Source organism: Janthinobacterium sp. SUN137 (assembly GCF_030587265.1).
In the GTDB taxonomy this organism is placed as follows: Bacteria; Pseudomonadota; Gammaproteobacteria; order Burkholderiales; family Burkholderiaceae_D; genus Janthinobacterium; species Janthinobacterium kumbetense.
The window spans coordinates 211,444-237,491 of the sequence record NZ_JAPWHZ010000001.1 but is presented as its reverse complement, the minus strand read 5'-3'; the positions used below and the strand labels follow the sequence as shown (position 1 = coordinate 237,491).

Here is a 26,048-nt window from a genome sequence, read left to right as displayed (position 1 = left end):
AGATGGCGCCTTTACTTCATTCAAGGTGGCGGCATGGCCCGTGATACTTATGCATACCGGCACGTCGCCGTCGAATCGCGCGCGATTAATGGCCGCGTGGAAATCCGGCCCGTGCCGGGCCAGGCCTTTTCGCCGGAGCTGACCGTGCAGTGCTCGCGCCGCCTGGCCGACCTGCAGCGCCATCCCCTGGGCAGCCGCTTTCTGCTCTTTGCCAAGCTGACGGACCGCCTGGGCGGCACGCCTTTCCTGTATGCGTATCACGGCGACGCGGACGTGGTGATGACGCCGGCCGAAGTGACGAAATTCCTCGGAGAATTCCGCCGCGGCCGCATCTGATTCCTACGAGGCGATGCAGGCCGCGCCGGCCTTGGCGCCGGCCTGCGGCTTGCCGAAGATGGCGATCGTCAAGCCGCAGCCGAGGGCGAACAGGCCGCCGACCACCATCGCGCTGGACACGCCCAGCCGGTCGACGGCCACGCCTCCCAGCAAGGCGCCGGACGCCAGCGACACTTGCACGATGGCAACGAAGAGCGCGCTGCTGCCTTCCATCAGCTCCGGCGCCGCCTTGAACATCCACGTCTGCACGGCGATCGGCATGGCGCCGAAACCGAAACCCCACACGGCCACCAGCAGCATGGCGGTAAGCGAATGGCTGCCGAACGCGGCCAGGGCAAGGGTGGACATGCCCAGCACGGCGCCCGTCGCCATCAGCGCGGTCCGTTCATAGCGGCCGGCGGCCCAGCCGCCCACGAGGTTGCCGATGAAGCCAGACGCGCCGTACACGAGCAGCATGGCGCTGACCGTGCCGGCCGCCAGGTGCGAGATTTGCGTGAGGAAAGGCGCGATATACGTGTAGGCGGCGAACTGGCCCGTGAAGAGCATGGCCGTGGCGATCAGGCCCAGCCTGGCCTTGCGGATGCCGAAAATCATCGGCAACTGGCGCAGGCGGATGGCCTGTGTCGGCGGCAGCTTGGGCAGCAGCAACAGCTGGCCGACGAAGACCAGCACGGCAATGGCGCTGGCCGCGCCGAACGCGACCCGCCAGCCCACCAGATCGCCCACCAGCGCGCCGGCCGGCACGCCCGCCACCGTGCCCAGCGAGACGCCGGCGAAGATGATGGACATGGCGCGCGAGGCATGCTGCGGCGCCACCAGGCGCGGGCCGATGGCGCTGCCGATGGCCCAGAAGCCGCCCACGCCCACGCCCAGCATGGCGCGGCCCAGCAGTATCCACGCATACGAAGGGGCCAGCGCCACCAGCAGGTTCGAGGCTACCAGCAGGGCCGTCAGGGCCAGCAGCACGATGCGGCGGTCCAGGCGGCCCGAGCCGACGGTGACGAAGATGGCGGCAAAGGCGGCAACGATGCCGGGCGTGGTGATCATCAAGCCCGCCTGGCCCTTGCTGATGGCCAGTTCGGCGGCCATGGCGGGCAGCAGGCCGACGGGCAGGAATTCGGAAGTGACGAGGGCGAAGGCGCCGATGCCGACGGATAAGACGGCCAGCCACGGCGCCACGGTGGTATCGTCGTCGGTAGCGTTGGAAAGTGTATGCATGAGAGGTTCCTGAAAAGCCGAGAGGTTTTTAACCGGTCGGTATATAATCAGGGCAGGTGGACATTGTTGTCAATAATTTTTTACCGAACGGTATGAAACAAGATAAAAAAGAAGAGGCGGTCAAGGCGAAAACGGGGCGGCCACGCACGTTCGACGCGGACGAGGCGCTCGATTGCGCCATGAAAGTATTCTGGGAAAAAGGCTATGAAGGCAGTTCCTTGCCGGAATTGACGAAAGCCATGGGCATGAACCGGCCCAGCCTGTATGCCGTCTTCGGCAACAAGGAACAATTGTTCCACAAGGCGCTGGAACGCTACAGCGATACGCGCATGCGGTTTTTCGATGCGGCGCTGGAACAGCCGACGGCGCGCCAGGTGGTGGAAGCCTTGCTGACGCAATATGTCGACGCGCAAACGATGCCGGACGGCCCGCACGGCTGCATGGGCGTCAATGCGGCGCTCGCCTGCAGCGACGATGCCTTGCCGATCCGCGATGAATTGTTCGCGCGCCGGCTGCGCGGTGAAATCAAGCTGCGCGACCGCTTGCGGCGCGCGAAGGAAGAGGGGGATTTGCCGCCCGATTCCTGCCCGGAGCAGCAGGCGCGCTTCGTCGTGACCCTGTCGCAGGGCATGGCCATCCAGGCGGCGGCCGGCGTATCTCGCGAGCAATTGCAGCAGATGGTGGGATTGCTGCTGCGCAATTGGCCGATGTAACTACTCCGTCGGGGCGATGGTCTTGGCCAGGTCGCTGGGCGCCTTGCGCCGCCAGGCGGCCGTCAGGGCGGCGGCCAGCATGTCCAGCTCGGCATCCGCCAGGCGCACCGTGATGCCGGCCAGGCGTTCGCCCCACCACAGCTTCTCGCAGCCGGACGGCGTGATGACGGTGGCGATGTGCGCCGCTTCCGCATCGAGCAGCACATTGATGTGCTCGTCATCGGGCAGGGTGGCGAAGATCTTCCCGCCCACGCGGAAGGCCGGACGGTCGTGGTGTTCTTCCTCGGTGGCGTCGGGAAACGACAGTGCCAGATAGCGTAGTTCTTCCAGGTCGACCATTCCTCTTTCCCCCAGTTCGGATAGATAGCAGCGTGACTACATTTTGCCATGCTGTTTCGCCGCGTGGTGCAGCGGCATGCGAAAAGAAATGCGCAAGATGCGACACTGGCGCGCGCGCTTGTGGCGCTTGCGCGACAGGTCCGGCCAGCGCGCCAGGGGTAAAATGCCGATCCCGGCAGGCTTGTTCAGCCTGTTTCAAGGTGCTTGTCATATAAATATCTTACATGGCTAAAAGAAAAATACTTTTCTTCTAGGGAATTTAAGATAGAATAGATTCAACGTTTCACCTGACCCGTCAATTGTCTGGTTTTGTCCCGGGAACCCGAACCCTTTCCAGGACGCTTGCAGTGCCGCCATGGCACGCCGCAAGTCCGCGAAGTTTTGCGGAAGCCACGCCCCCGACCGCTCATTCTTGCAATTCTTGCGCTATGCCGACACGCCTCAATGCAGCGTGTATTCAGCTCAAGCGCCTTCACGCCTGTTGCGCCCGTTGAATACTTATTGACTGGATACCCATTATGAAAAACTTGCCTAAAATCGCTTTGTCCCTGATCGCCGTTGGTGTGTTTGCCCACGCGAACGCCAGCACCATCACCGTTTCCACCGGCTACTCGAATGCCGGCGCGCAAGTGTCCGCCGCCGCTTACCAGTCCGTTGTGAATGCCGCCGTGGCCACGCCGGGCGCCGGCTATGGCACGACGACGATTGCCAGCTACAACAATGTCACGAATAGCAGCCTGTTCGGCAGCGGTTCGAATATCGCCTTCAAGTCGGTGATCAACTTTGGCGTCAGCGCGGCCGATGCGGGCGCCTGGAGCTTCCGCAGCGGCGTCGATTTCGGCAAGGGCGGCGCCCTGTTCCTCGACGGCGTGGCGCTGGACTTCAAGAGCAGCGACCTGTGGTGGGCCGGTAACTACAATAGCAGCAGCCAGTTCCTCGCCGGTTCGGGCACTTTGGCTGCAGGCAACCATACCTTGAGCATCTTCGGCCTGGAAGGCTGCTGCGATGGCGGCCAGCAAGTCCAGTTCAAGGCGGGCAACAACAATTTCGCCAGCTTTTCCAGCACCGACGGCCTGGTCTCGGCCGTGCCGGAACCAAGCACCTATGCCATGCTGCTGATCGGCCTGGGCTTGCTGGGCTTCACGGCACGCCGCAAGCAGGAAGCCAAGTTTTAAGCGCACGTCCCGAGCGCACGTAAAAAAGCCCGCCGCTCCGTCAGGATGCGGCGGGCTTTTTGCATGATAGCGGCTTAGTCGCCGCTGTCTTCATCTTCGTCGGCGCCCTTGGCCGCCTGGCCGCGCTCGGCATCGACGGCGCGCTGCAGGCTGGCCGCGTCGCGGAAGAAGGCGTCCGTCGCGTGATCCGGGCTCAGGCGCAAGGCTGGCGGGTAGATCACGGCCATGTAGGCTTCGTCGGCCAGGCGGCCGCTGGCCTGCAGGTTGCTCAGCAGGATCAGGGTCGAGCCGACGATGGCCAGCACGACGGCGACGAGGCCGAAGCGGCGCGGATGCTGCGGCTTGATCGTGCACAAATGGTAATAGATCATCGCGCATACAATGACGATGAACATATGCCGTCCGTAGCGCGTCAGCACTTCCAGCGACAGCGCATACGCCGTCACATTGCTGCCCAGTTCCCACACTTCCATGGCCAGCAAGCCGCAGCCGATGATGAACAGGTGGCGGCCGAAGCGCGCCCCATGGCCAAACAGGCGGTTTGCCACGGCCCAGATCGACGCCCACACGAGGCCGCCGGCCAGCGCGTAGGCGATGATCATCAGGTAGGAAATCGGCTCGAAGGCGTCCGCGTCGCTCAACCAGTTGCTGAAGGCGGCCGAGGCGCCGATCATGGCCAGGCCGGCGATGGCGGGGCGCAAGCCTTCCCAGTCGTGCCGGGTCGTGTCGCCCAGTTCGGGCGCCACCGGGTGGTCGCTGGCGCGCACGCGCAGGCGCGTGTGGCCCAGGCGCACGATGCTGTTGCCCGTCATGGCCACCTGCAGTTGCCGCTGGCCCCGGTGGATCACGCCATTCTGGCTGCCCAGGTCGCGCAGCAACAGGCCGCCTGCGCCGTCGTCCTCGACGATGGCGTGCGCGGCGGCCGTATGCGCGTCGTCGAGGATGAAGTCGTTGTCGTAGCCGCGCCCGATGCGGATCGGCAAGGTGGCTATGCGCTGGCGTTGCCGCACTTCGCCATTGTCGGCGAGGATTTCGATGAAGTATGGTGCTTTCATGGCTTGCGGCGGCTTTCCCGCGACAGCGCTTCGAGGAAGGTGCGCGTGACGCGCATGCCGTTGGCGTAGGACACGCCGCGCGCGTCGATGCGGCTTTGCAGGCTCATGAGTGGCTCATCGGTGCTGGCGGCCAGCAGGGCAAAGTCGTACAGGCCGGTAAACTTGCGGTAGGCGCGCACGCACAGGACGGCGCGCAGGGGCAGGGTCTTGTTCTTGACGAACTGTTCGGTGCATTGCGGGCCCGTCAGGCTGGCGCTCTTGTAGCTGCCGAAACTTTCATTCTTGAACGAGGCGCTGGCCAGTTCGGAAAAGCGCAGGGCGCCCAGACCGCTGCTGCGCAAAAATTCGTGGCGCATCGACACTTGCCCCGTCTGCAAGGCGCCGGAGATGAAGATGGCCGATTCCATGGCGCAGCTGGTGTTGTCGAGCATGTAGGGCTTGTCGGACTTGACGTTGGAGCGCCCCCAACAGCGCATCTGGTCGGACTCGCGCACGGGCACGCGATACGGGCCCATGGCTTTCAGGCTCAATGGCGTATCGAGCAGGCGCGCCAGCATGACTTCCTGGTGCGCCAGCAGTTGCGCCGTCACCAGCGGCTTGAAGTCCTTCGGCGGCTTGCCTTGCTGCGCCACCTTGGCCAGCAATTGCTGGGCATAGCGGGCAGGCACGAGAAAACTGACGAGTTCGCCATCGAGGCGTTTCGACACATTCACGCCGGCCACGTCGCCATTCGCCGTGACGCTGGGGCCGCCGCTCATGCCGGAATTGATCGGTCCCGTAAACATCAGCTGGTCGTAGAAGCTGCGCGTGACGACGCCGTTGTACGAGCCTTCCGAGATGGCGAAGCCCAGGTCCAGCGGATTGCCCATCGAATACAGGTACTGGCCTTGCGTCAGGGGCGCCAGCCCTTCCGGCATCTTGAAGAAACCCGTGCCATGGCGGTTCACGCGCAGCACGGCCAGGTCGTGCAGCACGTCGACGGCAAGCAATTCCACATTGCCGCGCTGGCCGCTGGTGTCGACCCATTCGCCCACGTAGGTATCGGGGTCGAGCGCGAATTGGGAGACCACGTGATAGTTGCTCACCACCAGGTCGCCCGTGCCGATCAAAAAGCCGGAACCCACGGACGATTGCGTGCGGCCGTTTTTCAGCAGCACGCGCACTTGCAGGATGTCGGCGCGCGCCGCCGTGTACAGCTTTTGCGCGGCCGACGAGGGCGGCGGCAGGGCCGCATGTTCCGTGGCGGCGGGCGCGGCGGTGGCCGGCGGCGGTTTGATGGGGGGAGTCGAAGCGGTGGTGGTCGCGGCAGGCGCGGCAGGGACAGGCGCCGCGGCCGCGTGGGCGCCTGCGGCAACGCACAGGCTGGCCAGCAAGCAGGCGTAGTTAGATAATTTCATGCATCCTTTGTGCGTGAGCAGGAGCGCGGCCGGCGCGGCGCGGTATCGCGCACGCGCCGCCCCGGGGGGCTACAGGGCGCCGTCTTCCAGCGCCGGCGCCGTTTGCGGCGTCATCATGTGACCGAGCTTGCTTTGCTTGGTATTCAGGTAGTGCTGGTTGAAGGCGTTGCGGTTGACCAGCAGGGGCACCCGTTCGGCCACCGTGATGCCCAGCGCTTCCATGGCGGCGATCTTGCGCGGGTTGTTTGTCATCAAGCGCAGGCTGTGGATGCCGAATTGCGCAAACATGGGCTTGCACAGGGTGTAGTTGCGTGCGTCGGCCTTGAAGCCCAGCTGTTCATTCGCCTGCACCGTGTCGGCGCCCGCTTCCTGCAGGCGGTAGGCGCGGATCTTGTTGATCAAGCCGATGCCGCGTCCTTCCTGGCGCAGGTACAGCAAGATGCCGCGGCCTTCTTCGGCGATGCGTTTCAAGGCGCCCTCGAGCTGGGCGCCGCAGTCGCAGCGCTGCGAAAACAGCACGTCGCCCGTCAGGCACTCGGAATGCACGCGCGCCAGCACCGGTTCGCCGTTGCCGATATCGCCCAGCACCATGGCCAGGTGTTCCTTGCCAGTGGCGTGCTCGACAAAGGCGTGCAGGGTGAACTGGGCCCACGGCGTCGGCAGTGCGCAGGAAGTCGTGTAATCCAATTCGCCTGTCGCCAGGAGGTCTGCGCCGCTTTGCATGGTTGTGCTCATATAGGTAATTGTCAAAAATAAAAGGCGCGCGACACCACTCCGGTGCCGGCGCGCCCTGTCATCATACCAAAAAGCAGGGGAAGCCATTTCCCCTGGCTGAGATTTGAAAGCTGGAATGCCTGGTGATATTCCTCTAATTGCGGCCGGATTAGCCTTTTACAAGACGGCTGGCCTTGCCGAAGCCCCGCTCCACCAGCAACAGCATGCCGCCGAAGATGGACAGGTTCTTCAGGAAGTTCGTCAGCTGGTCCTGGAAGTGGGCCGCGTCCGCACTCCAGAAGGCGTGGAAGATCACGGTGGTGGGAATCAGGAACAGCGCCAGGGCCAGCGCCGCCCAACGCGCCTGCCAGCCCGTGATCAGCAGCAAGCCGCCGCCCACTTCCAGGGCGATCACGCCCACCAGCAGGATGTTTGCCATCGGCAAGCCCTGGCTGGCCATGTAGCCGGCCACCCCCGCGAAGGCGCCGATTTTCAGCAAGCCCGAGACAAAGAACAGCACGCCAAGGGCGGCACGGCCGAGGGGCAGCAGCAGATCAGTGTTATTTTTCATAGTAATCCAATTGTTTTTATCAAGATTTGAGGTTGACTTGCGGTGCCTGGCAAAACCGTAGCGAGCGGCAGTGATTTGTGGCTAAGAAGCGCAACCGTACTCTAGTACGGTGAGCATCGCAGGCCGCAAAGCGCGACGCGCAGTAGGTTTGGCCAGGTGCCATCATTTAGGTAGGTCGAAGAGGAGGAATTCCGCGTCCTCGGGTTGCGTGATGATCACACTGGCTTCCTGCGTCAGTTTCAGCGCATCGCCCGCTTTCAAGGGCGTGCCGTTGACGACCAGGCTGCCGCGGATCAGGTGCACATAGGCGAGGCGGCCTTCTTCCAGCGCGTGTTCCGCCTGTTCGCCTTCCTGCAGGATGCTGGCGTAGATGGCCGCATCCTGGTGGATCAGCACGGAACCCTGGCGGCCGTCGGAGGAAGCGATCAGGCGCAGCTTGCCCCGTTTGCTGTCCGGCGCGAAGTGTTTCTCTTCATAGCTGGGCGGAATGCCCGTCACGTTCGGCTGGATCCAGATCTGCAGGAAGTGCAAGCCATCCGTGTTCGAATGGTTGAACTCGCTGTGGCGCACGCCGCTGCCGGCGCTCATGCGCTGCACGTCGCCGTAGTGCAGGACGGAACCGGTGCCCATGCTGTCCTTGTGTTCCAGTGCGCCGTCGAGTACATACGAAATGATTTCCATGTCGCGGTGGCCGTGCGTGCCGAAACCCTGGCCTGGCGTGACGCGGTCTTCATTGATCACCAGCAGGGGGCCAAAACCCATGTGCAGCGGATCGTGATAGCTGCCGAAGGAAAAGCTGTGGTGGGAATTGAGCCAGCCGTGGTTGGCGGCGCCGCGTTCTTCGCTGTGACGAATCTGTAACATGGTGGACTCCGTTTCTATAAGTTAATGTGCGATAATTTCGAAGGACCGTTGCCTGGCGCTACGCCGTGGCTTCTTTTATGCCCTTCGCTGTACGATGAACAAAGTATAGGCCCCTGTGCAGGGAAAGAAAAACGGAAAATCTTGCGACCTATGATCGAAAAAATCGAATGTTAAGACTGAGCCTGGAAGCCCTGCAAATCGTCGACGCCATCGACCGCCGCGGATCGTTCTCGTCGGCCGGCAAGGAGTTGCACAAAGTTCCGTCCACCATTTCCTATACGGTGGCCAAGCTGGAAGACGACCTCGGCGTGCAAGTGTTCCAGCGCAACGGCCCGAAAGTCATGCTGACGGCGGCCGGCCAGGAATTGCTGAAAGAGGGCCGCTACCTGCTGAAGGCGGCGCAGGACCTCGAACACCGCGTGCGCCGGGTGGCGTCCGGTTGGGAAACGGAATTGTCCATTGGCATCGACTCCATGTTTTCCGCCGTGGCCCTGGCCGACGACGTGCGCGCCTTTTATGACGTGGCGCAGCAGACGCGCTTGCGCCTGTCGCAAGACACCTTGTCGGGCACGTGGGAAGCGCTGCTGGACCGGCGGGCCGACTTGCTGGTGGGCGCGCCCGGCGACGGGCCGGCGGGCGGCGGCTATATCGCGCAGCCGATCGGCATGCTCGACTTCGTCTTTGCCGTGGCGCCCACGCATCCGCTGGCGCAGGTGCAGGAACCCTTGTCGCGCGGCCACCTGCAGCAGCACCGGGCCGTGGTGGTGGCCGATTCGGCGCGCCAGATGGCGCCGCGCACGGTGGGTCTGCTGCTGGGGCAGGATGCCTTGAGCGTGCCGAACATGCAGGTCAAGTTCGACTACCAGGTGCTGGGGCTGGGCTTTGGCTTCCTGCCGGGACCGTGCGCCCGCGCCGCCATCGCGCGTGGCTTGCTGGTGGAAAAGGCCGTGGAAGAGCCGAAACCGTCGGAAACGTTTTACCTGGCCTGGAGAGTGGGTGAGGATGGCGCGGCGCTGCGCTGGTGGATGGCGCGCATGCGCGAACCGGATGTGTTTGCCCGCCTGGCGCAGCATCTGCCGGGCCATTCGGCGTAGGTCTTAAAATGTTGACATACGCCAACATTTTTAAGTTACCATATTCACAGTATTTCCGCCCGACCTCCACGCCCCACAGTGGGATTTTGATGATTACACACACCGCAGCGCCCCTGATCTGTTCCCCTGACCTGGCCCTAGAGTGGGGTTGCCATGCTTGAGGCGAAGGTTGCGCTGTGCCTGCGCCTGGCCCAGGATGCCCGTGAGCAGGCGGGGCCGCAGCAGGCCGCCACCCTGGCGCGGCTGGAGGAGGAACTGGAGCGGCTGCGCGGCGCCAGCCGGCCCGTGGTGCGCGTGGCGCCTCCCGACGCCTTGCTGGAAATCGATCCCGACGGCTTCTTGATCGGCTGGAACCATGGCGCCGAACAGATGTTCGGCTATTCCGAACTGGAAGCCCTGGGCCAGCACATCCTGTTCCTGTATCCGGAAGACGACGCGGAAGCGAGCGTGCTGGAATTGCATTTCACGCAGGGCGACGTGGCCACCGATGTGCGCCGGCGTAAGAAGTCGGGCATGGTGACGTGGCTGCGCATGCACCGCCACGTGATCCACGACCAGGCGGGCAAGGCGTGCGGCATGGCCGTGCGCCTGTCGGCCATGAGCGAGCCGCTGTCCGACGTGGACAAGGTAAGGTTGCACGCACGCATCATCGAAGACAGCGAGCAAGCCGTGCTGATCACGGATGCGGAAGAGCGCATCGTCTCCATCAACAGTTCCTTCAGCCGCATCACCGGCTATTCGCCGGCCGAAGCCATCGGCCGCACGCCGGACTTGCTGCGCTCGGGCGTGCACGATCCCGATTTCCGCGCCAAGGTGCGCGCCGCCATGCGCGGGCACGGTTCCTGGCGCGGCGAAATTATCGGCAAGCGCAAGAATGGCGAACTGTTCCCGCAAGACGTCACCATCAGCGTCGTGCGCGACGAATTCGGCGAAATCAGCCACGTGTTTTCCCTGTTTTCCGATATCAGCGTGCACAAGGATGCCGAGGCGCGCATGCAGCGCATGGCCAACTACGACAGCCTGACGGGCTTGCCCAACCGCTGCCTGCTGAACCAGCTGGTCGACCAGGGCCTGGCCGAGGCGAAACGCCAGGGCACGCATGGCGCGCTGATGGTCATCGACATCAGCCGCATCGGTTCCATCAGCGACACGCTGGGCCATGAAGTGGGCGACCAGCTGGTGATCGCCATCGGCCAGCTGTTCCGCGGCGCCTTGCGCGACGCCGACATCCTGGCGCGCGTCGACAACAGCAAGTTCGTCGTGGCCCTGCTGCATATCGAAAAGCGCGAACACGCGGCGAACGTGGCGCAAAAGCTGCTCAATTTGCTGGAAGCACCGATCAATATCGATGCGCACGCCCTGCACGTGGGCGCCAGCATCGGCATCACCGTGTATCCGGAAGACGGCCTGGAAGCGCCGGCCCTGTTCCGTTTTGCCGACGTGGCCGTGGCCAAGGCGGGGCAGACGATCGAATCGACCTTCCTGTTCTACCGCGAAGACATGAACCGCCGGGCCAAGGAACATTTGCGCCTGGAAAGCGAAATGCGCCTGGCGCTGGGCGACAAGGAACTGGAATTGCATTACCAGCCGAAAGTGAGCCTGGCGAGCGGACGCATCGTGGGCGCGGAAGCCTTGCTGCGCTGGAAGCATCCGATGCGCGGCATGGTCTCGCCCGGCCTCTTCATCCCCGTCGCCGAGGAAACCAGCCTGATTCTGGAGCTGGGCACCTGGGTGCTGGACGAGGCGTGCCGCCAGATCCGCAGCTGGGAAGACCGCGGCCTGCACATGCCGGCCATCGCCGTCAACCTGTCGGCGCGCCAGTTCGATGAACAGTTGCCGGCGCGCATAGCCGCCGTGCTGGAACGCTACGGCGTGCGGCCCGACCAGATCATGCTGGAAATCACGGAAAGCCTGTTGATGCGCGGCGCCGACAAGGTGATCGACATCATGAACCAGCTGGTGGCCATGGGCCTGGCGCTGGCGCTGGACGACTTCGGCACCGGCTATTCCAGCCTGGCCTACCTGAAGAAATTTCCCATCAGCACCTTGAAAATCGACCGCTCCTTCGTCATCGGCTTGCCCTTCGAGGAAAACGATTGCGCCATCGCCCGCGCCATCGTCACCATGGCGCAGCAGCTGCGCCAGGAAATCGTCGCCGAAGGGGTGGAAACGGCCGAGCAGATGCGCTTCCTGCGCGAACTCGGCTGCGACCAGCTGCAAGGTTATCTGTTCAGTCCGGCCGTGCCGGCGGCCGAATTCGAGCTGATGCTGGGTGAAGGCCGGCAATTGCGGCTGGAAGAACTGGCGCTTTAAGCGCCACCCAGCTGCACTTTTTCCAGCAGATAATCGAGCATCACGCGCACCCTGGCTGGCACTTGCAAGCCCGGTCCCACGAAGACGGCGTGCACGAGTTCCTTGTCGCCCGGGTTGTAGTCCTGCAGCACGGGTATCAAATCGCCTCGCTCGATGTCGCGCAGCACGTGCTGGCGCGAAAAGCGTCCCAGCCCCATGCCGGCCAGCACCAGCTGGCGCATGCTTTCGCCATCGCTGACGCAGGTATTGCCCTGCGGCGCCACCTGTATCGATCCGCCCGCGCCATCGAGGAAGGGCCAGGTTTCGTTCTGGCAGCGGAAGTTGAACGCCAGCAAATTGTGCCGTGATAATTCCTGCGGCGTGCGCGGCAAGCCGTGGCGCGCCGCGTAGGCGGGCGAGGCCACCACGACCAGCGCGTCTTCGCCGAGTTTGCGCGCCACCAGGTTCGATTCCTTCAGCTTGCCCGTGCGGATGGCGATGTCGGTACGGTCTTCCAACAGATCGACGATGGCGTCGCTGACGACGACGTCGAGCACGATGTCGGGATAGCGCTGCGCGAACTCGGGCAGGATGGGCAGCAGATGGCGCACGCCGAACGGCACGAAACAGTTGATGCGCAAGCGCCCGCGCGGCGCCGCCCCTTGCGATGCTTCGCGCTCGGCGCTCTCGATATCGTCGAGGATGCGCTTGCACTGGATAAAGAAGGCGTCGCCCTCGGGCGTCGTGTGCAGCTGGCGCGTGCTGCGCTGCAGCAGCCGCGCGCCGAGCCGCGCTTCCAGTCGATTGATGAGCTTGCTGACGGCCGACGGCGTCAAGGCCAGGCGGCGCGCGGCGGCGGAAAAGGCGCCCGTTTCCACCACGGCGGCAAACACGGCCATCTCGAACGCGCGGTTGATGTCTTGCCTGGCCATTATTGAATCCATTTCATAGGTGTTTCCATTATTGGAGTCTATATCAAAAGCGTTTGCATCGATACACTGGCTGGCTTGAACTCTGCCGGAGAAATACCATGACCACCGCAAACCCTGTTTCCACTTCAGCCAGCAAGATGCCGCCCGGCGTGCTGGCGCTGGCCGTCGGCGCCTTTGCCATCGGCGTGACCGAATTCATCGTCGTCGGCATCTTGCCGACCATCGCGAAAGATTTGCATATTTCCATCGAATCGGCCGGCTCGCTGGTCAGCCTGTATGCGCTGGCGCTGGCCATCGGCACGCCGCTGCTGGTGCTGCTGATGTCGCGCCTGCCGCGCAAGGCTGCCCTGCTGGGGCTGATGAGCGTGTTCCTGGCCGGTAACCTGCTGGCCGCCTTTTCGCACACGTTCGAACTGTTGCTGCTGGGGCGTGTCATCACGGCCGTGGCGCACGGCACCTTCTTTGCCATCGGCGCCACCGTGGCCGCCAGCCTCGTCACCAAGGCACAGGCGGGCAGGGCGATTTCCGTGATGTTTGCGGGATTGACCCTGGCCATGGTGATCGGCGTGCCGTTCGGCAGTTTCCTCGGCAACTTGATGGGCTGGCGCCTGCCCTTCTTTGCCGTGGTGCTGCTGGCCGCGCTGGGCCTGGCCGCCATGGCGCGCTGGCTGCCGGCCGGTTTGCAGCAAGGCAAGGGCGGCAAGGCCATGACGCAGCTGGCGGCGCTGGGCAGCGGCCCCATCCTGACGATGATGGCGATTACGACGTTTGGCTTTGGCAGCAGCTTTGCCGCGTTCACGTTCATCACGCCCATCCTGACGGATGTGACGGGCTTTTCCGCCACCATGGCCAGCGCCTTGCTGATCGTGTTTGGCGCCGCCACCTTTGCCGGCAACCTGGCGGGCGGCTACCTGACCAGCCATCTGGGCTGGCAAAAGGCCTTGCGCGCGATGCTGCTATTGCTGGCCGTCACGCAAGCGGGCGTGGCGCTGAGCATCAGTTCGCAGTGGATGATGACGGTGATGCTGTTCGTCTGGGGCGTGTTCGCCTTCGGCCTGTCGCCCGCTTTGCAGGCAGGCATGCTGGCCACGGCCGAGCGCTACACGCCGCACGCCGTCGATTTCGCCTCGGGCCTGAACATTTCCGCGTTTAACCTCGGCATTTCCTTCGGTTCCATGCTCGGTGCGCTGATGGTCTCGCGCCAGCTGATGGCGTCGTCCCCCTGGGCCGGCGTGGCCGCCGCGCTGCTGGCCCTGCTGCCGCTGGCCTGGCTGGCGCGCAAGAACCTGGCGTCCCACGTGGCGGGCGCGGCCGCGCACTGAGGTTCAGGTATGCACGGCGACGGCCGGCGCCGGTTTCTTCATGCGCTGCGCCATGTAGGAGCTGCCCATCGACGCGGCCATGATCATGGCGATGGCCAGCCATTGCGGCGCGTCCAGGCGTTCGTCGAGCAGGATGAACGCCAGCATGGCGGCCACGGCAGGCTCCATGCTGCTCATGATGCCGAACGCCTGCGGCGTCAGCCGCTTCAGGGCCACCATTTCCAGCGAGATCGGGATGGCGCTGGAAATGAGCGCGACGCCCAGGCCCACGCCCAGCACGACGGGTGAGAGCAGGGCGACGCCGCTATGCATCACGCCGACGGGCACGACCACCAGCGCGGCCATGGCCAGGCCCAGCGACACGGAATGGCCCGCATGCAAATGGCTGGCGCGCTTGCCGAAGACGATGTACGAAGCCCAGCAGACGGCGGCGCCCAGGGCGAACAGCACGCCCGTGGGATCGAGATTGCTGACGTCGTGACCCAGCGGCAACAGCAGCGCCAATCCCGCCACGGCCAGGGCCACCCAGACGAAGTCGAGCGGGCGGCGCGAGGCCAGCAGCGCCACGGCCAGCGGGCCGGAAAATTCGATGGCGACGGCGATGCCGAACGGTATCGTGCGCAAGGCCATGTAGAAGCACAGGTTCGTCAAACCCAACGCCGCGCCGTACAGGGCCACCGTGCGCAGGTCGGCGCGGCTCAGCTGCCAGCGCCACGGGCGCCAGAACAGCAACAGCAGCAAGGCGGAAAAGCCCACGCGCACGGCCGTCGTGCCTTGCGCGCCCACCAGCGGGAACAGGCTGTGCTTGGCCCACGACGTGCCCAGTCCCAGGCAGGTGACGGAACCGAGGATGGCCAGCAGGGGAATCAAGGAGGAATAGCGGCGTAATGGCATGGTGATAAATGGCTTGATATCGAAGTGGTGAAAGTTTATTGTGTCTGCTCCGATATTTGCACTGCATTTTGACCTCTATGACGCAACTTTCGCTCACACCTGCTGTCGCCCTTGACGCCTTCGACCTGGCCATCCTCGATATCTTGCAGCGCGATAACACGACCTCGCAGCGGGAAATCGCCCAGGCCGTGTACTTGTCCGCGCCGGCCGTGCAGCGGCGCATCCGCCGCCTGCGCGAGAGCGGCGTGATCCGCAACGAGGTGGCCGTGCTCGACGCCAGTCGCCTGGGCCGCCCTCTGATACTGACGGTGGAAGTGCATTTGCACGACGAGCATCCGCAGCGCACGGCCGGCATGCGCGCCCGCATCATGGCCGAACCCGCCATCCAGCAGTGCTACGGCATCACGGGCGAGGCTGACTACCTGCTGGTCATCACGGCCAGCAGCATGGCCGAATACGAGGCGCTGACGGAACGCCTGTTCGGCGGCGACGACAATATCCGGCGCTACCGCACGTCGGTGGCCTTGACTTGCCTCAAGATGGGCTTGCACGTGCCGCTGACATAGAACAAGGGCCAGGCAGATGACCATTTCTAACCAGACACAAGCGGCCGTGCTGGCCGCCATGCCCGCCAGCATGCGCGCCGCCGTGGCGGGGTACGACTGGGCGCGCGACAGCGTCGGTGAGTCGGACGCTGCCGTCTACCGCTTGCAGGGCAGGGATGGCGCGCCGGCCCTGTTCCTGAAACACGGCACGGGTGCCGGCGCTGCCGAGCTCGCCGACGAACTGGCGCGCCTGCGCTGGCTGGCGCAGTACCTGCCCGTGCCGGCCGTGGTGCAATTTGCCCGCGCGGCAAGCCCGGAACAGGCATGGCTGCTGACGGCGGCCCTGCCGGGCAACACGGCGTGCCAGGTGCTGGAAGACAATCCTGCGCTGGGCTCCGCCGTGGCCGACGCGCTGGCGGCCTTCCTGCGCCGCATGCACGCGCTTCCCGTCAACGACTGCCCATTCGACGCCGGCCATGCCGTGCGGCTGGTCCAGGCGCGCCGGCGCATCGATGCGGGCTTCGTCGATGCCGGCGATTTCGATGCCGAGCGGGAAGGCTGGACGGCGCAGCAAGTGTGGCTGGCGCTGCAAGACTACCTGCCGCTCATCCCAGACCTCGTCGTCACGCATGGCGATTTTTCGCTGGAAAATATCCTGATGCACGATGGCGCCGTCGTCGGCTGCCTCGACGTGGGCCGGGCGGGCGTTGCCGACCGTTATCAGGACCTGGCCATCGTTTGGCGTGCTCTTGGTGAGTTGGACGCCGCGCTACCGCCAAGGTTTGTTCAGCAATATGGGATCGTTGATATCGATCAAGGCAAGCTGCAATTCCATCTGCTGCTCGACGAGCTGTTCTGAGTGCTGGCAGTCATCACGGCTCTTCGCGCTCGGCGTCGCGTTCGCGGCAACTCAAGGAGGCGTAATGGCCCTTGGGCAGCGTGGCCTGGATGGCCACTTCGCGCAGGTTTTTCCGGATATCGACGGGGTCGGTCAGGGTGCAGCGCTGGGCGCTGGCGAACGCCTGCAGCTTTTGCGTGCTGCCGTTTACCTTTACCGTCACGCCGGCTCCGGGGCTGACGCAGCAGCCTATGTATTGCGTGATGTATTCCTCTTCGATGAGCACCAGTTCGTGTCCCATGAAGCTGGCCGGTTTCTTGAGCAGGTAATAATCCGTGTAGTCGAAGCGCTGGTTGGGGCGCTTGCCAATAAAACCTTCGCGCATGTAGGCGGCGATGGCCTTGCCGGAGGTGCCCACTCGCTGCGTCGTGCCCTTTTTCAGGTGCAGCGCATGGATCAGGCCATTTTCGAGTCCCCCGTCGGCAGCGGCAGCAGATGCTGCAGCGGCGGCGCTGGTGCAAGTGGCGGCGGCGAGCAGAAGAGCGCCGAGCAGGCGGCGGGTGCGGTATTCAGGCATGGGAATGATTCCTTGCATATATTTCACGGGTGGAGGAGAAGAAGCGCAGTGTAGCCCACGCCGGCCTGGGCGCGTGGCACAATGCGTGATCTGCACGCCACGTGCCACTCACCCCAGGACTTTCATGACCCGCGCCATCCTTGACCAAGCCCAGATCCATCCCGCCGCCCGCCCTTTGATCGGCAGCAAGCACAAGGACATCGTGCGCGAAGTGCAGGCGGCCATCGCCGCGCACCAGGTGGTCGTCGTCGGCATGGCGCTCAATCCGTTTCCGCGCAAGGCGCGCAAGATCCTCGACGTGCTGGGCACGCCCTACCAGTACCTGCAATACGGCAGCTATTTGAACCAGTGGCACCGCCGCAATGCCCTCAAGATGTGGACGGGCTGGCCCACGTTCCCCATGGTCTTTGTCAACGGCGTGCTCATCGGTGGCGCCAGCGAGCTGCACAAGCTCGTGGAAAACGGTGAGTTCAGCGCCATGCTGGCAAAGAAAGTGCGCGAGTTTTAAGCGCTGTCTTACTCGCCCGGCCGCCACGGCGACTTGCGCGTGCGCAAGGGGTCGAGCAAGCTGCGCAGATCGTTGTGGTCGAGTTCGTACATCAGCGCAATCAGACTGCCCAGTTCGCCCGAGGGAAAGCCCTCGCGCGCGAACCAGCCCAGGTAGTGGCCCGGCAAGTCGGCCAGCAAGCGTCCCTGATATTTCCCATATGGCATTTCGCGCGTGACCAGCAGCGCCAGTTTTTCTGAATTCATGGTGGTGACCCCGTGTGGATGCGGCCAGTGTAGCAGACCGCTCTATTATTGATCTGTGCGCAACTATCTTCTGCCTGATGAGGTATTTTTCGAAACAAAGAAAACCCCGATACTGCATGCCAACATCATTTATCGGAGTTTGCCATGCCCATTGCCTTGCTCGCGCTGACCCTCAGCGCATTTGCCATCGGAACCACGGAGTTTGTCATCGTGGGGCTGCTGCCCACCATCGCCGCGGACCTGGGCGTCAACCTGCCATCGGCCGGCTTGCTGGTCAGCCTGTATGCGCTGGGCGTCGCCGTCGGTGCGCCCGTGCTGACTGCCCTGACGGGCAAGATCCCGCGCAAGACCTTGTTACTCTCGCTGATGGTCTTGTTTACCTTGGGTAACTTGCTGGCCTGGAAATCGCCGGGTTACGAAACCCTCGTCATCGCCCGCATCCTGACGGGGCTGGCGCACGGCGTCTTCTTTTCCATCGGCTCGACCATCGCCACGTCCCTGGTGCCGAAAGACAAGGCGGCCAGCGCGATTGCCATCATGTTTACGGGCTTGACCGTGGCCCTGGTGACGGGCGTGCCGCTGGGTACTTTCATCGGCCAGCATTTCGGCTGGCGCGAAACTTTCCTCGCCGTTTCGGCGCTGGGCTTGATCGCCTTTGTCGGCAGCCTGCTGTACGTGCCATCGACCATCAAGCACAGCAAACCGGCCTCGCTGCTGCAGCAAGTGCAGGTGCTGGGCCAGCCGCGCCTGCTGTTGGTGTATGCCATGACGGCCGTCGGCTATGGCGGCTCCTTCATCGCCTTCACGTATCTGGCGCCGATTCTGCAGCAAGTGTCGGGTTTCAGCGCCGGCGCCGTGGGCGTGGTGATGCTCGTGTATGGCGTCTCCGTGGCGTTCGGCAATATCTGGGGCGGCAAGCTGGCCGACAAGAAAGGCCCTGTCAGCGCCCTGAAACTGATCTTCCTGCTGCTGGCGGCCGTCTTGTTGCTGTTGACCTTCACGGCGCCGCATCCCGTGCTCGTCGTCATCACCGTGTTGCTGTGGGGCGCCGTGGCCTTCGGTAACGTGGCTGGCTTGCAAGTGTATGTCGTGCAGCAAGCGGAACATTTCACGCCCCGCGCCGTCGACGTGGCGTCCGGCCTGAATATCGCCGCCTTCAATCTGGGCATCGCCGGCGGCGCCTGGGGTGGCGGCCTCATCGTGGAACACCTGGGTCTCGTGCACACGGGCTGGATCGGCGCCCTCGTCGTGCTGGGCGCATTCGGCTTGACGGCCCTGAGCGGCCGCCTGGACCGTTTGAACCCGATCTCCGTGCGGCCCGCTGGCGCAAAAGCGATGCGGGCGACGGGGCATTGAGAAGGCGGGAGTCCGCTCGTTCTTGCTTCCGAGGTGCAGCTTGCCTGTAATCAAGCTGAAATATTTGTCGTTTATGCTCCGGCCTCGTATTCCAGCAGGTCTGTCCCACGATATTTATTTATAACGGAAGAAACAAAAAATGTCGAATTACGCCCCTGAGTCCTCACGCCGCCGCCTGTTGCAACTGTTTGCCGGTGCCCCCATGCTGCCTTTGGCCGGCTTGACCGGCGTCAGCGCTTTTCTGTCCGGTTGTGGCGGCAGTTCGGACAACGACCTGCCAGCGGTGACGCCGCCAGTCACGCCCACCGCGACGTTTACCACGGCGGAATTCACAGGCATGGCCGCGCCACTGGCGAGTTCGCCTGCCGCGCTGGCCACGACCACCGTCGGCTCCAAGCTCAAGGTCAATTTCAGCGATGGCAGCAGCAATAGCTATAATCTGGCGTACCAGCCTTTCTTCCTGACGGGCGACCGGGTGCCGGACGGCAAGGGCGGCACCGTGATCGCGGGCGGCTACTTCGACATCAAGAACCAGCCCATCATCGACAGTTCGGTGCCGGGCAAGGAACGCCAGTTCTTCTCGGATTCGCCGGACGGCAGCTCGATGCTGACGGTGGCCAACGCCAGCGTGAGCGGCGTCAAGGGCAAGCCGGTGTTTGCCGTGGTGCAATTTGAATACAACTCGCTGAACCAGGCCGGCGCTTCCACCTACGGCACGCTGCCGTCGCCGATCGCCGTACTGAGCCTGGACCAGGACCAGACCACCGGCAAGCTGTCGCTGGTGAAATACCACAATGTCGATACCTCGCTGGTGAAGGGCCTGTGGATTACCTGCGGCGCCAGCTTGTCGCCGTGGAATACCCATCTGTCGAGCGAAGAGTACGAACCCGACGCCTTCGACCAGGGCCTGGGTGGCCAGACCTTGGCCGTGCTCAAGGAATTCAGCAAGAACGTCTTCGGCAATACGACGACCGCCAATCCGTACGACTACGGCCACCTGCCGGAAGTGTCGGTCAACCCGGACGGCACCGGCAGTATCAAGAAGCACTACTGCCTGGGCCGTTACTCGCGCGAACTGGTGCAGGTGATGCCGGACCAGCGCACCATCCTGGGCGGCGACGACTACACGAATGGCGGGCTGTTCATGTTCGTGGCCGACAAGGTCGCCGACCTGGCCGCAGGCGGCACCCTGTACGTCGCCAAATACACGACCCAGCTGACCGAGACCACTACCGGCAAGCTGCAATGGGTCAAGCTGGGCCATGCGACGCATGCCGAGATCAAGGCGCTGGTCGACGGCGGCATCAAGGCCACCGACATCATGGATTCGACCCTGGCCGATCCGTCCGACGCCAGCTACACGAAGATCGTGCTGAACAAGAAAACCGCCTGGGTCAGGGTCAAGGCCGGCCAGGAAAAAGCCGCCGCCTTCCTGGAAACCCACCGCTACGCGGCCCTCAAGGGCGGCAGCATGGCCTTTACCAAGAACGAGGGCACGACGGTCAATGCCAAGGACAAGATCGCGTACTCGGCATATGCCAACATCCAGGATTCGATGGTCGAAGGCGGTTCGGGCTACGTGGCCGGCCACAACGTCAAGTTCAAGAAACTGGTGGCGGGTGCCGTCGTGTCGCACAAGCTGACGGGCGGACAGAAGGATGACACGGGCGCGGCCATTGACAGCGAATGGGTGCCAAGCGAGTCGACCCTGCTGATCGCAGGCGAAGACATCGCGGCCGATGGCCTGGGCAACACGGCCAACCCGGCCAAGATCGCCAGCCCCGACAACCTGAAGTTCTCGGAAAAACTGCGCACCCTGTTCATCGGCGAGGACAGCGGCAACCACCTGAACAACTTCCTGTGGGCGTACAACGTCGATACCAAGAAGCTGGAGCGCTTGCTGTCGTGCCCGGCCGGCGCGGAATCGACGGGCCTGCATGCGGTCGATGAAATCAATGGCTGGACCTATGTGATGAGCAACTTCCAGCATCCGGGCGACGAGTGGAGCCGCTTCCCCGCCTTGCCGTCCGCGCTGAAGGACCAGATCAACATCATCATCAACACCAACTACAACAGCAAGGCCAGCGGCGCTGTCGGCTACCTGACGGCGGAACTGGCGCAGGTGAAACTGTCGAAGTGATGCGCGTCAGCTGACGCCGCAGCGGGCACGCAGGGCAGGGAGGCGCAGGCCTTCCCTGCCGGTGCGTGCCCCTCGCCACGCGCTCCGTCCCTCGACCCGGGTGACGGGGCGTTTGGCGTGGCGGCGCCCGGCGGACGGCTAACTTGCTGGCAGAAAACAGCAAAACGGGGGAAAATGGCGTTTCCCTTCCTTTAGCGTCCCCCATCATGTCCGATATTGCAGCTTCGCCGCCAGGCCTGCGCGCCGCCATCAATCCGAAACCGCTGGGCGTCGCCCTGTTGCTCATCCTGATCGGTGCGTGGTACCTGGCGCACACCGTCGGCATCAACCAGGCCGCGCTGTATGTGGTGGGCGCCTTGCTCGGCATCACCCTGTATCACGCGGCTTTCGGCTTCACGTCCGCCTGGCGCGTCTTCATCGCCGATGGCCGCGGCGACGGCTTGCGCGCGCAAATGCTGATGCTGGCCGTGGGCGTGGCGCTGTTTTTCCCCGCGCTGTCGGCTGGCACCCTGTTCGGCACGCCCGTCGCGGGCCTCGTTTCTCCCGCCGGCACGTCCGTCATCTTCGGCGCCTTCATCTTCGGCATCGGCATGCAGCTGGGCGGCGGCTGCGCGTCCGGCACCTTGTATACAGTCGGCGGGGGCAGCACGCGCATGCTCATCACCCTGGCCGCCTTCATCGTCGGCTCCGTGATCGGCACGGCGCACATGCCGTTCTGGACTTCATTGCCGCAACTCAAGCCGATTTCCCTCGTCACGACCCTGGGCCTGGTCCCCGCGCTGGCGCTGAACTGGATCGTTTTTGCCTTGATCGCCGCCATCACGGTGCTGGTGGAAAAGCGCCGCCATGGCAAGCTCGTCGCCACGCCCCTGCGCCCGGCGCAGGCGTCGCCCTGGCTGCACGGCCCTTGGCCGCTGGTGGCGGGCGCCGTCGCCCTCGTCGTGCTGAACTTCGCCACCCTGGCGCTGTCAGGCCGTCCATGGGGCGTGACGTCGGCGTTCGCCCTGTGGGGCGCGAAAGCGGCGTCCGTGGTCGGCATCGACACGGCCAGCTGGGCTTACTGGTCCACCAAGGCGAATGCCGCCGCCCTGGCCGCGCCATTGACGCAAGACAAGACTTCCGTGATGGATATCGGCATCGTGCTCGGCGCCATGCTGGCGGCCGCGCTGGCCGGCCGCTACGCGCCCGTGTGGCGCATCCCGCGCCGCTCGCTGATCGCCGCCATCGTCGGCGGCTTGCTGCTCGGCTACGGCGCGCGCCTGGCCTACGGCTGCAACATCGGCGCGTATTTCAGCGGCATCGTCTCGGGCAGCTTGCACGGCTGGCTGTGGCTGGTGTGCGCCTTCCTGGGCAACGTCATCGGCACGCGCTTGCGTCCGTGGTTCGGCCTGGAAGTGGAAAAAGTCAAACCGACGGGCTGCTGACGCCGGCGTCAACAGGGGCTTTGCTGTATATTTCTGCCCCTGTTCACCTTTGCCGCCAGCGCAACATCCATGTCCCCAGTCATCCTGTTTGCCGTCGTCCTCGCGTATTTCCTGATCTTGCTGGGCGTGGCGTGGCGCACCTCGCGCCATGCCACCAACGACAGTTTTTTCATCGGCAACAAGGACAGCAACTGGATGCTGGTGGCCTTCGGCATGGTGGGCACGACCTTGACGGGCGTGACCTTCATCAGCGTGCCCGGCGCCGTGGGCAGCAACGGCTTCGGCTATATCCAGCTGATGATCGGCTATGTGCTCGGTTACCTGGCCATCACCATCATCTTGCTGCCGCTGTACTACCGGCTGCAGCTCACGTCGATTTACCGCTACCTGGAATTGCGCCTGGGACGGCGTTCCTACCAGAGCGGGGCGGCGTTCTTCATCGTCTCGCGCCTGCTGGGCGCCACGGCGCGGCTGTATCTGGTGGTCAATATCCTGCAGGCAACTATTCTCGACAGCTTCGGCGTGCCGTTCTGGCTGACGGCGTGCGTCGTGCTGCTGCTGATCCTGCTCTACACGTATGAAGGGGGCGTCAAGACCATCGTCTGGACCGATACCCTGCAAACGGCGTGCATGCTGGCCGGTCTCGTCATCTGCAGCGTGTTCTTGCTGCGCGAGATGGATTTGTCGCTCGTCGATAGCATCGAGCGCATGCGCGCGCAAGGCCTCACGCGCATGTTTACCACCGACCCGGACAGCCCCGCCTACGTGTGGAAGCACATTCTTGCCGGCATGTTCATCACGATTGCCATGACGGGCATGGACCAGGAGATGATGCAAAAGAATATCTCCGTACGGACCCTGCGCGACTCGCAAAAGAATATGCTCAGCCTGACCGTGGTGCTGACCGGCGTGCTGCTGCTGTTCCTCTTCCTGGGCGGCTTGCTGCACCTGTACGCGCCGCTGGTTGGCGTGACGGCCACGGGCGATAAATTGTTCCCCGCCGTGGTGCTCGGGCATTTCCCCGCCGTGGTGCAGCTGATTTTCTTCATCGCCCTCATTTCCGCCCTGTTTCCCAGCGTGGACGGGGCGCTCACGGCCCTGACATCCACCTTCTGCATCGACATCCTGGGCTTGCAGCGCCGGCCGGATTTGAGCCCGGCCGTGCAGATGCGCTGGCGCCGCAAGGTGCACCTGGGCTTTGCGGCCCTGTTCTTGATCCTGATCATGGCCTTCAAGTGGCTCGATGATCCCAGCATGATAGGCGTGATCCTGAAGCTGGCCAGCTATACCTACGGTCCGCTGCTGGGCTTGTTCGCCTTCGGCCTGCTGAGCCGGCGCGGCGTGCGCGACCGCTGGGTGCCTTTGGTGGCCGTGGCCGGGCCGCTGCTGTGTGCGCTGATCGAGCAGGAGCAGGCGCTGCTGTTCGCGCATTACCGCCTGGGCCTGGAATTGCTGATACTGAACGGTTCCCTCGTGCTGGGCGGCCTGTTCCTCATTTCCACGCCGCCAGGGCAGGGCGCCCAAGGCGCGCAATACTTGTCAAAATAAGACGAATCCCAAGGCGATCGCGGCCATTTTCAGCTATATTGATTTCCTTTAGGTACACAACCTCACGGAGCATCAATGTCACTCAACCCCTTCCCGCCGCTGCGCCGCGGCTTTGGCGCATTCTGGCGCGCGCTGGACGCCACCCGCCGCGCGGTCATCAATCTGATTTTCCTGCTGATCGTCATCGCCATCCTGATCGCCATCTTTGGCGGCGGCGCCAAGCCCCTGGCGGAAAAGACCACGCTGGTGCTGGACTTGCAAGGCCCGCTGGTCGAGGAAACCCCAGGCGGCGTGCGCGAAGCGGTGCTGGCCAATGTCAGCGGCGAAGTCAAGAAGAACGTGCAGCTGCGCGACGTGCTGGCCGTGCTCGACACGGCGGCCAAGGACAAGAACATCGGTTCCATGGTCATCCTGCTCGACGAATTGCAGGGCGGCGGCCTCGCGTCGCTGCGCGAAGTGGCGGCCGGCGTGGAACGCTTCCGCGCCACGGGCAAGAAAGTGACGGCCTGGGGTTCGAGCTACAACCAGCGCCAGTACCTGGTGGCGGTCAAGGCCGACGAGGTCTTCCTGCACCCGATGGGCGGCGTCATGCTGGAAGGCTTTGGCCGCTACCGCAATTACTACCGCGACGCGCTCGACAAGGTCGGCGTGACGGTGAACCTGCTGAAAGTGGGCACGTACAAGAGCGCGGCCGAGCCTTTCATCGCCAACGGCCCGTCCGAAGCGGCGGCCGAAGCGGACCGCTACCTGAACAACGGCCTGTGGACCACCTACACGACGGACGTGGAAAAGGCGCGCAAGCTGCCGGCCGGCGCCATCATGCAATCGATCGATGCGCTGCCGGCGCTGATGACGGCGGCCGGCGGCGACCTGGGCAAGCTGTCGCTGGACGCCAAGCTGGTCGACGGCCTGAAAACGCGCGACGAACTGCGCCAGTTCATGATGGCGCGCGGCGCGAAGAACACGGAAGGCACGAATTTCCGCCAGGTGAACTACACCGACTACCTGGCGCGCCTGCGCCCCGTACACATCGGCGACGCCGTCGGCGTGGTCATCGCCTCCGGTGAAATCGGCGACGGCATCGCGCCACCGGGCGCCATCGGCGGCCTGTCCACCTCGCGTCTGATCCGCCAGGCGCGCGAAGACAAATCGATCAAGGCTGTCGTGCTGCGCGTCGATTCGCCGGGCGGCAGCGCCTTCGGCTCGGAATTGATCCGCCGCGAACTGGAACTGACGCGCGCCGCCGGCAAGCCGGTGGTCGTCTCGATGGGCAACGTGGCCGCTTCCGGCGGCTACTGGATCAGCACCTCGTCCGATGAAGTGATCGCCGACGCGGCCACCATCACCGGTTCCATCGGCGTGTTCGCGATTCTGCCGACGGCCGACAAGGTGGTGGAAAAGCTGGGCATCCACACGGCCGGCTCGCCGACCACCTGGCTGGCCGACGCGAGCAACCCATTGCGTCCGCTCGACCCCCGCTTTGCGCAAGTGATCCAGGGTTCGATCAACCACGTGTATGGCGACTTCCTGAACCTGGCCGCCAAGGCGCGCAAGACGACGCCGGAAAAGATCAATGAAGTGGCGCAGGGCCGCGTCTGGACGGGCTTGCAGGCGAAAGAGCGCAACCTGGTCGACCGCATCGGCAGCTACGGCGATGCGCTGGCGTCGGCCGCCAAGCGCGCCAACCTGGGCGCCGACTACCGCGTCACGTACCTGGAGCAGGAAACGTCGAACGTGGACCGCCTGATCGGCATGTTCGGCTCCAAGGCCATGGCCTCGCTGGGGCTGGGCGAGCACGTGAAACTGGGCCTGGCCGGCACGGGCTTGCCGGCCGACGCGGCGCTGGGCATGGCGCAGGACCTGAGCTGGCTGTCGGGCATCACGCGCGAGCACAAACCGTTCATGGCCCTCACGCACTGCCTCTGTGAAGTGCCACTCGGCAGCAAGTAAC

25 protein-coding genes are annotated in these 26,048 nt (G+C 64.1%); 14 read left to right on the top strand and 11 right to left on the bottom strand.

Going from position 1 to position 26,048, the window contains the following annotated elements:
* Nucleotides 1–33: 33 nt before the first annotated feature.
* Complete coding sequence (locus O3298_RS01125; RefSeq protein WP_305058330.1) at nucleotides 34–336, top strand: hypothetical protein; 303 nt, start codon at nucleotides 34–36, stop codon at nucleotides 334–336.
* 3 nt (nucleotides 337–339) lie between these two features.
* Here the strand turns inward: O3298_RS01125 and O3298_RS01120 are convergent, their stop codons facing one another.
* Nucleotides 340–1,554 carry an MFS transporter gene (locus tag O3298_RS01120; protein ID WP_305058329.1) on the bottom strand — a complete coding sequence of 405 codons (1,215 nt, stop codon included), beginning with the start codon at nucleotides 1,552–1,554 and terminating at the stop codon, nucleotides 340–342.
* Nucleotides 1,555–1,646: 92 nt separating this feature from the next.
* Between O3298_RS01120 and O3298_RS01115 the strand changes: the two genes are divergently transcribed.
* Nucleotides 1,647–2,267: a TetR/AcrR family transcriptional regulator gene (locus O3298_RS01115; RefSeq protein ID WP_077407037.1), complete on the top strand. Its 621-nt coding sequence runs from the start codon at nucleotides 1,647–1,649 to the stop codon at nucleotides 2,265–2,267.
* On the opposite strand, the gene O3298_RS01110 is transcribed toward O3298_RS01115, so the two are convergent.
* A complete protein-coding gene (locus O3298_RS01110; RefSeq protein WP_099667171.1) occupies nucleotides 2,268–2,606 on the bottom strand; it encodes an MmcQ/YjbR family DNA-binding protein in 339 nt (112 codons plus the stop codon).
* A 518-nt stretch (nucleotides 2,607–3,124) separates the two neighbouring features.
* On the opposite strand from O3298_RS01110, the gene O3298_RS01105 reads away from it, so the two are divergent.
* Nucleotides 3,125–3,781, top strand: a complete 657-nt coding sequence (locus tag O3298_RS01105; protein ID WP_305058328.1) for a CCXG family PEP-CTERM protein — start codon at nucleotides 3,125–3,127, stop codon at nucleotides 3,779–3,781.
* Nucleotides 3,782–3,855: 74 nt separating this feature from the next.
* Here the strand turns inward: O3298_RS01105 and O3298_RS01100 are convergent, their stop codons facing one another.
* The 5 genes from O3298_RS01100 to O3298_RS01080 form a co-directional block, all read right to left on the bottom strand.
* On the bottom strand, nucleotides 3,856–4,836 hold the full coding sequence (locus O3298_RS01100; RefSeq protein ID WP_305058327.1) for an FHA domain-containing protein: 981 nt from the start codon (nucleotides 4,834–4,836) through the stop codon (nucleotides 3,856–3,858).
* Nucleotides 4,833–6,233, bottom strand: a complete 1,401-nt coding sequence (locus O3298_RS01095) for a serine protease (protein WP_305058326.1) — start codon at nucleotides 6,231–6,233, stop codon at nucleotides 4,833–4,835. Before O3298_RS01095 ends, O3298_RS01100 begins: the two co-directional genes overlap by 4 nt.
* A 69-nt stretch (nucleotides 6,234–6,302) precedes the next feature.
* Complete coding sequence (gene ribA, locus O3298_RS01090; protein WP_077407024.1) at nucleotides 6,303–6,956, bottom strand: GTP cyclohydrolase II; 654 nt, start codon at nucleotides 6,954–6,956, stop codon at nucleotides 6,303–6,305.
* A 160-nt stretch (nucleotides 6,957–7,116) separates the two neighbouring features.
* On the bottom strand, nucleotides 7,117–7,518 hold the full coding sequence (locus tag O3298_RS01085) for a DoxX family protein (protein WP_305058325.1): 402 nt from the start codon (nucleotides 7,516–7,518) through the stop codon (nucleotides 7,117–7,119).
* Between the two features lie 162 nt (nucleotides 7,519–7,680).
* On the bottom strand, nucleotides 7,681–8,382 hold the full coding sequence (locus O3298_RS01080) for a pirin family protein (protein WP_305058324.1): 702 nt from the start codon (nucleotides 8,380–8,382) through the stop codon (nucleotides 7,681–7,683).
* A 167-nt stretch (nucleotides 8,383–8,549) separates the two neighbouring features.
* Between O3298_RS01080 and O3298_RS01075 the strand changes: the two genes are divergently transcribed.
* Nucleotides 8,550–9,476, top strand: a complete 927-nt coding sequence (locus tag O3298_RS01075) for a LysR family transcriptional regulator (RefSeq protein WP_251351450.1) — start codon at nucleotides 8,550–8,552, stop codon at nucleotides 9,474–9,476.
* A 153-nt stretch (nucleotides 9,477–9,629) separates the two neighbouring features.
* Nucleotides 9,630–11,789 carry a bifunctional diguanylate cyclase/phosphodiesterase gene (locus O3298_RS01070; protein ID WP_251351451.1) on the top strand — a complete coding sequence of 720 codons (2,160 nt, stop codon included), beginning with the start codon at nucleotides 9,630–9,632 and terminating at the stop codon, nucleotides 11,787–11,789.
* Here O3298_RS01070 and O3298_RS01065 read toward each other — a convergent pair.
* Nucleotides 11,786–12,712, bottom strand: a complete 927-nt coding sequence (locus O3298_RS01065; protein WP_305058323.1) for a LysR family transcriptional regulator — start codon at nucleotides 12,710–12,712, stop codon at nucleotides 11,786–11,788. The two genes, O3298_RS01070 and O3298_RS01065, sit on opposite strands and share 4 nt — an antisense overlap.
* Before the next feature lie 86 nt (nucleotides 12,713–12,798).
* Between O3298_RS01065 and O3298_RS01060 the strand changes: the two genes are divergently transcribed.
* Nucleotides 12,799–14,022 (top strand): MFS transporter, encoded by a 1,224-nt coding sequence (locus O3298_RS01060; protein WP_305058322.1) that lies wholly within the window; start codon nucleotides 12,799–12,801, stop codon nucleotides 14,020–14,022.
* Between the two features lie 3 nt (nucleotides 14,023–14,025).
* On the opposite strand, the gene O3298_RS01055 is transcribed toward O3298_RS01060, so the two are convergent.
* Nucleotides 14,026–14,916, bottom strand: a complete 891-nt coding sequence (locus O3298_RS01055) for a DMT family transporter (RefSeq protein ID WP_305058321.1) — start codon at nucleotides 14,914–14,916, stop codon at nucleotides 14,026–14,028.
* A gap of 77 nt (nucleotides 14,917–14,993) precedes the next feature.
* Here O3298_RS01055 and O3298_RS01050 point away from each other — a divergent pair, with 77 nt between their 5' ends.
* Both O3298_RS01050 and O3298_RS01045 read left to right on the top strand, forming a co-directional pair.
* Entirely contained in the window at nucleotides 14,994–15,482 is a 489-nt protein-coding gene (locus O3298_RS01050) for an Lrp/AsnC family transcriptional regulator (protein WP_305058320.1), read from the top strand.
* A gap of 16 nt (nucleotides 15,483–15,498) precedes the next feature.
* Nucleotides 15,499–16,320, top strand: a complete 822-nt coding sequence (locus O3298_RS01045; RefSeq protein ID WP_305058319.1) for an APH(3')-I family aminoglycoside O-phosphotransferase — start codon at nucleotides 15,499–15,501, stop codon at nucleotides 16,318–16,320.
* Between the two features lie 13 nt (nucleotides 16,321–16,333).
* Here O3298_RS01045 and O3298_RS01040 read toward each other — a convergent pair whose 3' ends face one another.
* A complete protein-coding gene (locus O3298_RS01040; protein ID WP_305058318.1) occupies nucleotides 16,334–16,876 on the bottom strand; it encodes a hypothetical protein in 543 nt (180 codons plus the stop codon).
* Between the two features lie 124 nt (nucleotides 16,877–17,000).
* On the opposite strand from O3298_RS01040, the gene O3298_RS01035 reads away from it, so the two are divergent.
* Nucleotides 17,001–17,384: a glutaredoxin gene (locus O3298_RS01035; RefSeq protein WP_251351461.1), complete on the top strand. Its 384-nt coding sequence runs from the start codon at nucleotides 17,001–17,003 to the stop codon at nucleotides 17,382–17,384.
* 8 nt (nucleotides 17,385–17,392) lie between these two features.
* Here O3298_RS01035 and O3298_RS01030 read toward each other — a convergent pair whose 3' ends face one another.
* A complete protein-coding gene (locus O3298_RS01030) occupies nucleotides 17,393–17,629 on the bottom strand; it encodes a DUF3820 family protein (protein ID WP_034749909.1) in 237 nt (78 codons plus the stop codon).
* A 144-nt stretch (nucleotides 17,630–17,773) separates the two neighbouring features.
* On the opposite strand from O3298_RS01030, the gene O3298_RS01025 reads away from it, so the two are divergent.
* From O3298_RS01025 to sppA, 5 genes are all read left to right on the top strand, one after another.
* The gene (locus O3298_RS01025) at nucleotides 17,774–18,985 is read left to right on the top strand and encodes an MFS transporter (protein ID WP_289916403.1); all 1,212 of its coding nucleotides are present in this window, start codon (nucleotides 17,774–17,776) and stop codon (nucleotides 18,983–18,985) included.
* A 139-nt stretch (nucleotides 18,986–19,124) separates the two neighbouring features.
* The gene (locus O3298_RS01020; RefSeq protein WP_305058317.1) at nucleotides 19,125–21,125 is read left to right on the top strand and encodes a PhoX family phosphatase; all 2,001 of its coding nucleotides are present in this window, start codon (nucleotides 19,125–19,127) and stop codon (nucleotides 21,123–21,125) included.
* A 206-nt stretch (nucleotides 21,126–21,331) separates the two neighbouring features.
* Complete coding sequence (locus tag O3298_RS01015) at nucleotides 21,332–22,549, top strand: YeeE/YedE family protein (protein WP_305056282.1); 1,218 nt, start codon at nucleotides 21,332–21,334, stop codon at nucleotides 22,547–22,549.
* A 69-nt stretch (nucleotides 22,550–22,618) separates the two neighbouring features.
* A complete protein-coding gene (locus O3298_RS01010) occupies nucleotides 22,619–24,097 on the top strand; it encodes a sodium:solute symporter (protein ID WP_305058316.1) in 1,479 nt (492 codons plus the stop codon).
* A gap of 75 nt (nucleotides 24,098–24,172) precedes the next feature.
* Nucleotides 24,173–26,047 (top strand): signal peptide peptidase SppA, encoded by a 1,875-nt coding sequence (gene sppA, locus O3298_RS01005; RefSeq protein ID WP_305058315.1) that lies wholly within the window; start codon nucleotides 24,173–24,175, stop codon nucleotides 26,045–26,047.
* The last annotated feature ends 1 nt before the right edge of the window (nucleotide 26,048 follow it).

Coding starts and splice junctions, on each gene's coding strand:
- O3298_RS01030 (WP_034749909.1), bottom strand. CDS start 17,629: ATGAATTCAGAAAAACTGGCGCTGCTGGTCACGCGCGAAATGCCATAT.
- O3298_RS01115 (WP_077407037.1), top strand. CDS start 1,647: ATGAAACAAGATAAAAAAGAAGAGGCGGTCAAGGCGAAAACGGGGCGG.
- O3298_RS01095 (WP_305058326.1), bottom strand. CDS start 6,233: ATGAAATTATCTAACTACGCCTGCTTGCTGGCCAGCCTGTGCGTTGCC.
- O3298_RS01105 (WP_305058328.1), top strand. CDS start 3,125: ATGAAAAACTTGCCTAAAATCGCTTTGTCCCTGATCGCCGTTGGTGTG.
- O3298_RS01125 (WP_305058330.1), top strand. CDS start 34: ATGGCCCGTGATACTTATGCATACCGGCACGTCGCCGTCGAATCGCGC.
- O3298_RS01010 (WP_305058316.1), top strand. CDS start 22,619: ATGTCCCCAGTCATCCTGTTTGCCGTCGTCCTCGCGTATTTCCTGATC.
- O3298_RS01060 (WP_305058322.1), top strand. CDS start 12,799: ATGACCACCGCAAACCCTGTTTCCACTTCAGCCAGCAAGATGCCGCCC.
- O3298_RS01020 (WP_305058317.1), top strand. CDS start 19,125: ATGTCGAATTACGCCCCTGAGTCCTCACGCCGCCGCCTGTTGCAACTG.
- O3298_RS01120 (WP_305058329.1), bottom strand. CDS start 1,554: ATGCATACACTTTCCAACGCTACCGACGACGATACCACCGTGGCGCCG.
- sppA (WP_305058315.1), top strand. CDS start 24,173: ATGTCACTCAACCCCTTCCCGCCGCTGCGCCGCGGCTTTGGCGCATTC.
- O3298_RS01035 (WP_251351461.1), top strand. CDS start 17,001: ATGACCCGCGCCATCCTTGACCAAGCCCAGATCCATCCCGCCGCCCGC.
- O3298_RS01045 (WP_305058319.1), top strand. CDS start 15,499: ATGACCATTTCTAACCAGACACAAGCGGCCGTGCTGGCCGCCATGCCC.
- O3298_RS01100 (WP_305058327.1), bottom strand. CDS start 4,836: ATGAAAGCACCATACTTCATCGAAATCCTCGCCGACAATGGCGAAGTG.
- O3298_RS01080 (WP_305058324.1), bottom strand. CDS start 8,382: ATGTTACAGATTCGTCACAGCGAAGAACGCGGCGCCGCCAACCACGGC.
- O3298_RS01040 (WP_305058318.1), bottom strand. CDS start 16,876: ATGCCTGAATACCGCACCCGCCGCCTGCTCGGCGCTCTTCTGCTCGCC.
- O3298_RS01050 (WP_305058320.1), top strand. CDS start 14,994: ATGACGCAACTTTCGCTCACACCTGCTGTCGCCCTTGACGCCTTCGAC.
- O3298_RS01110 (WP_099667171.1), bottom strand. CDS start 2,606: ATGGTCGACCTGGAAGAACTACGCTATCTGGCACTGTCGTTTCCCGAC.
- O3298_RS01085 (WP_305058325.1), bottom strand. CDS start 7,518: ATGAAAAATAACACTGATCTGCTGCTGCCCCTCGGCCGTGCCGCCCTT.
- O3298_RS01025 (WP_289916403.1), top strand. CDS start 17,774: ATGCCCATTGCCTTGCTCGCGCTGACCCTCAGCGCATTTGCCATCGGA.
- O3298_RS01015 (WP_305056282.1), top strand. CDS start 21,332: ATGTCCGATATTGCAGCTTCGCCGCCAGGCCTGCGCGCCGCCATCAAT.
- O3298_RS01070 (WP_251351451.1), top strand. CDS start 9,630: ATGCTTGAGGCGAAGGTTGCGCTGTGCCTGCGCCTGGCCCAGGATGCC.
- O3298_RS01075 (WP_251351450.1), top strand. CDS start 8,550: ATGTTAAGACTGAGCCTGGAAGCCCTGCAAATCGTCGACGCCATCGAC.
- O3298_RS01055 (WP_305058321.1), bottom strand. CDS start 14,916: ATGCCATTACGCCGCTATTCCTCCTTGATTCCCCTGCTGGCCATCCTC.
- ribA (WP_077407024.1), bottom strand. CDS start 6,956: ATGCAAAGCGGCGCAGACCTCCTGGCGACAGGCGAATTGGATTACACG.
- O3298_RS01065 (WP_305058323.1), bottom strand. CDS start 12,712: ATGGATTCAATAATGGCCAGGCAAGACATCAACCGCGCGTTCGAGATG.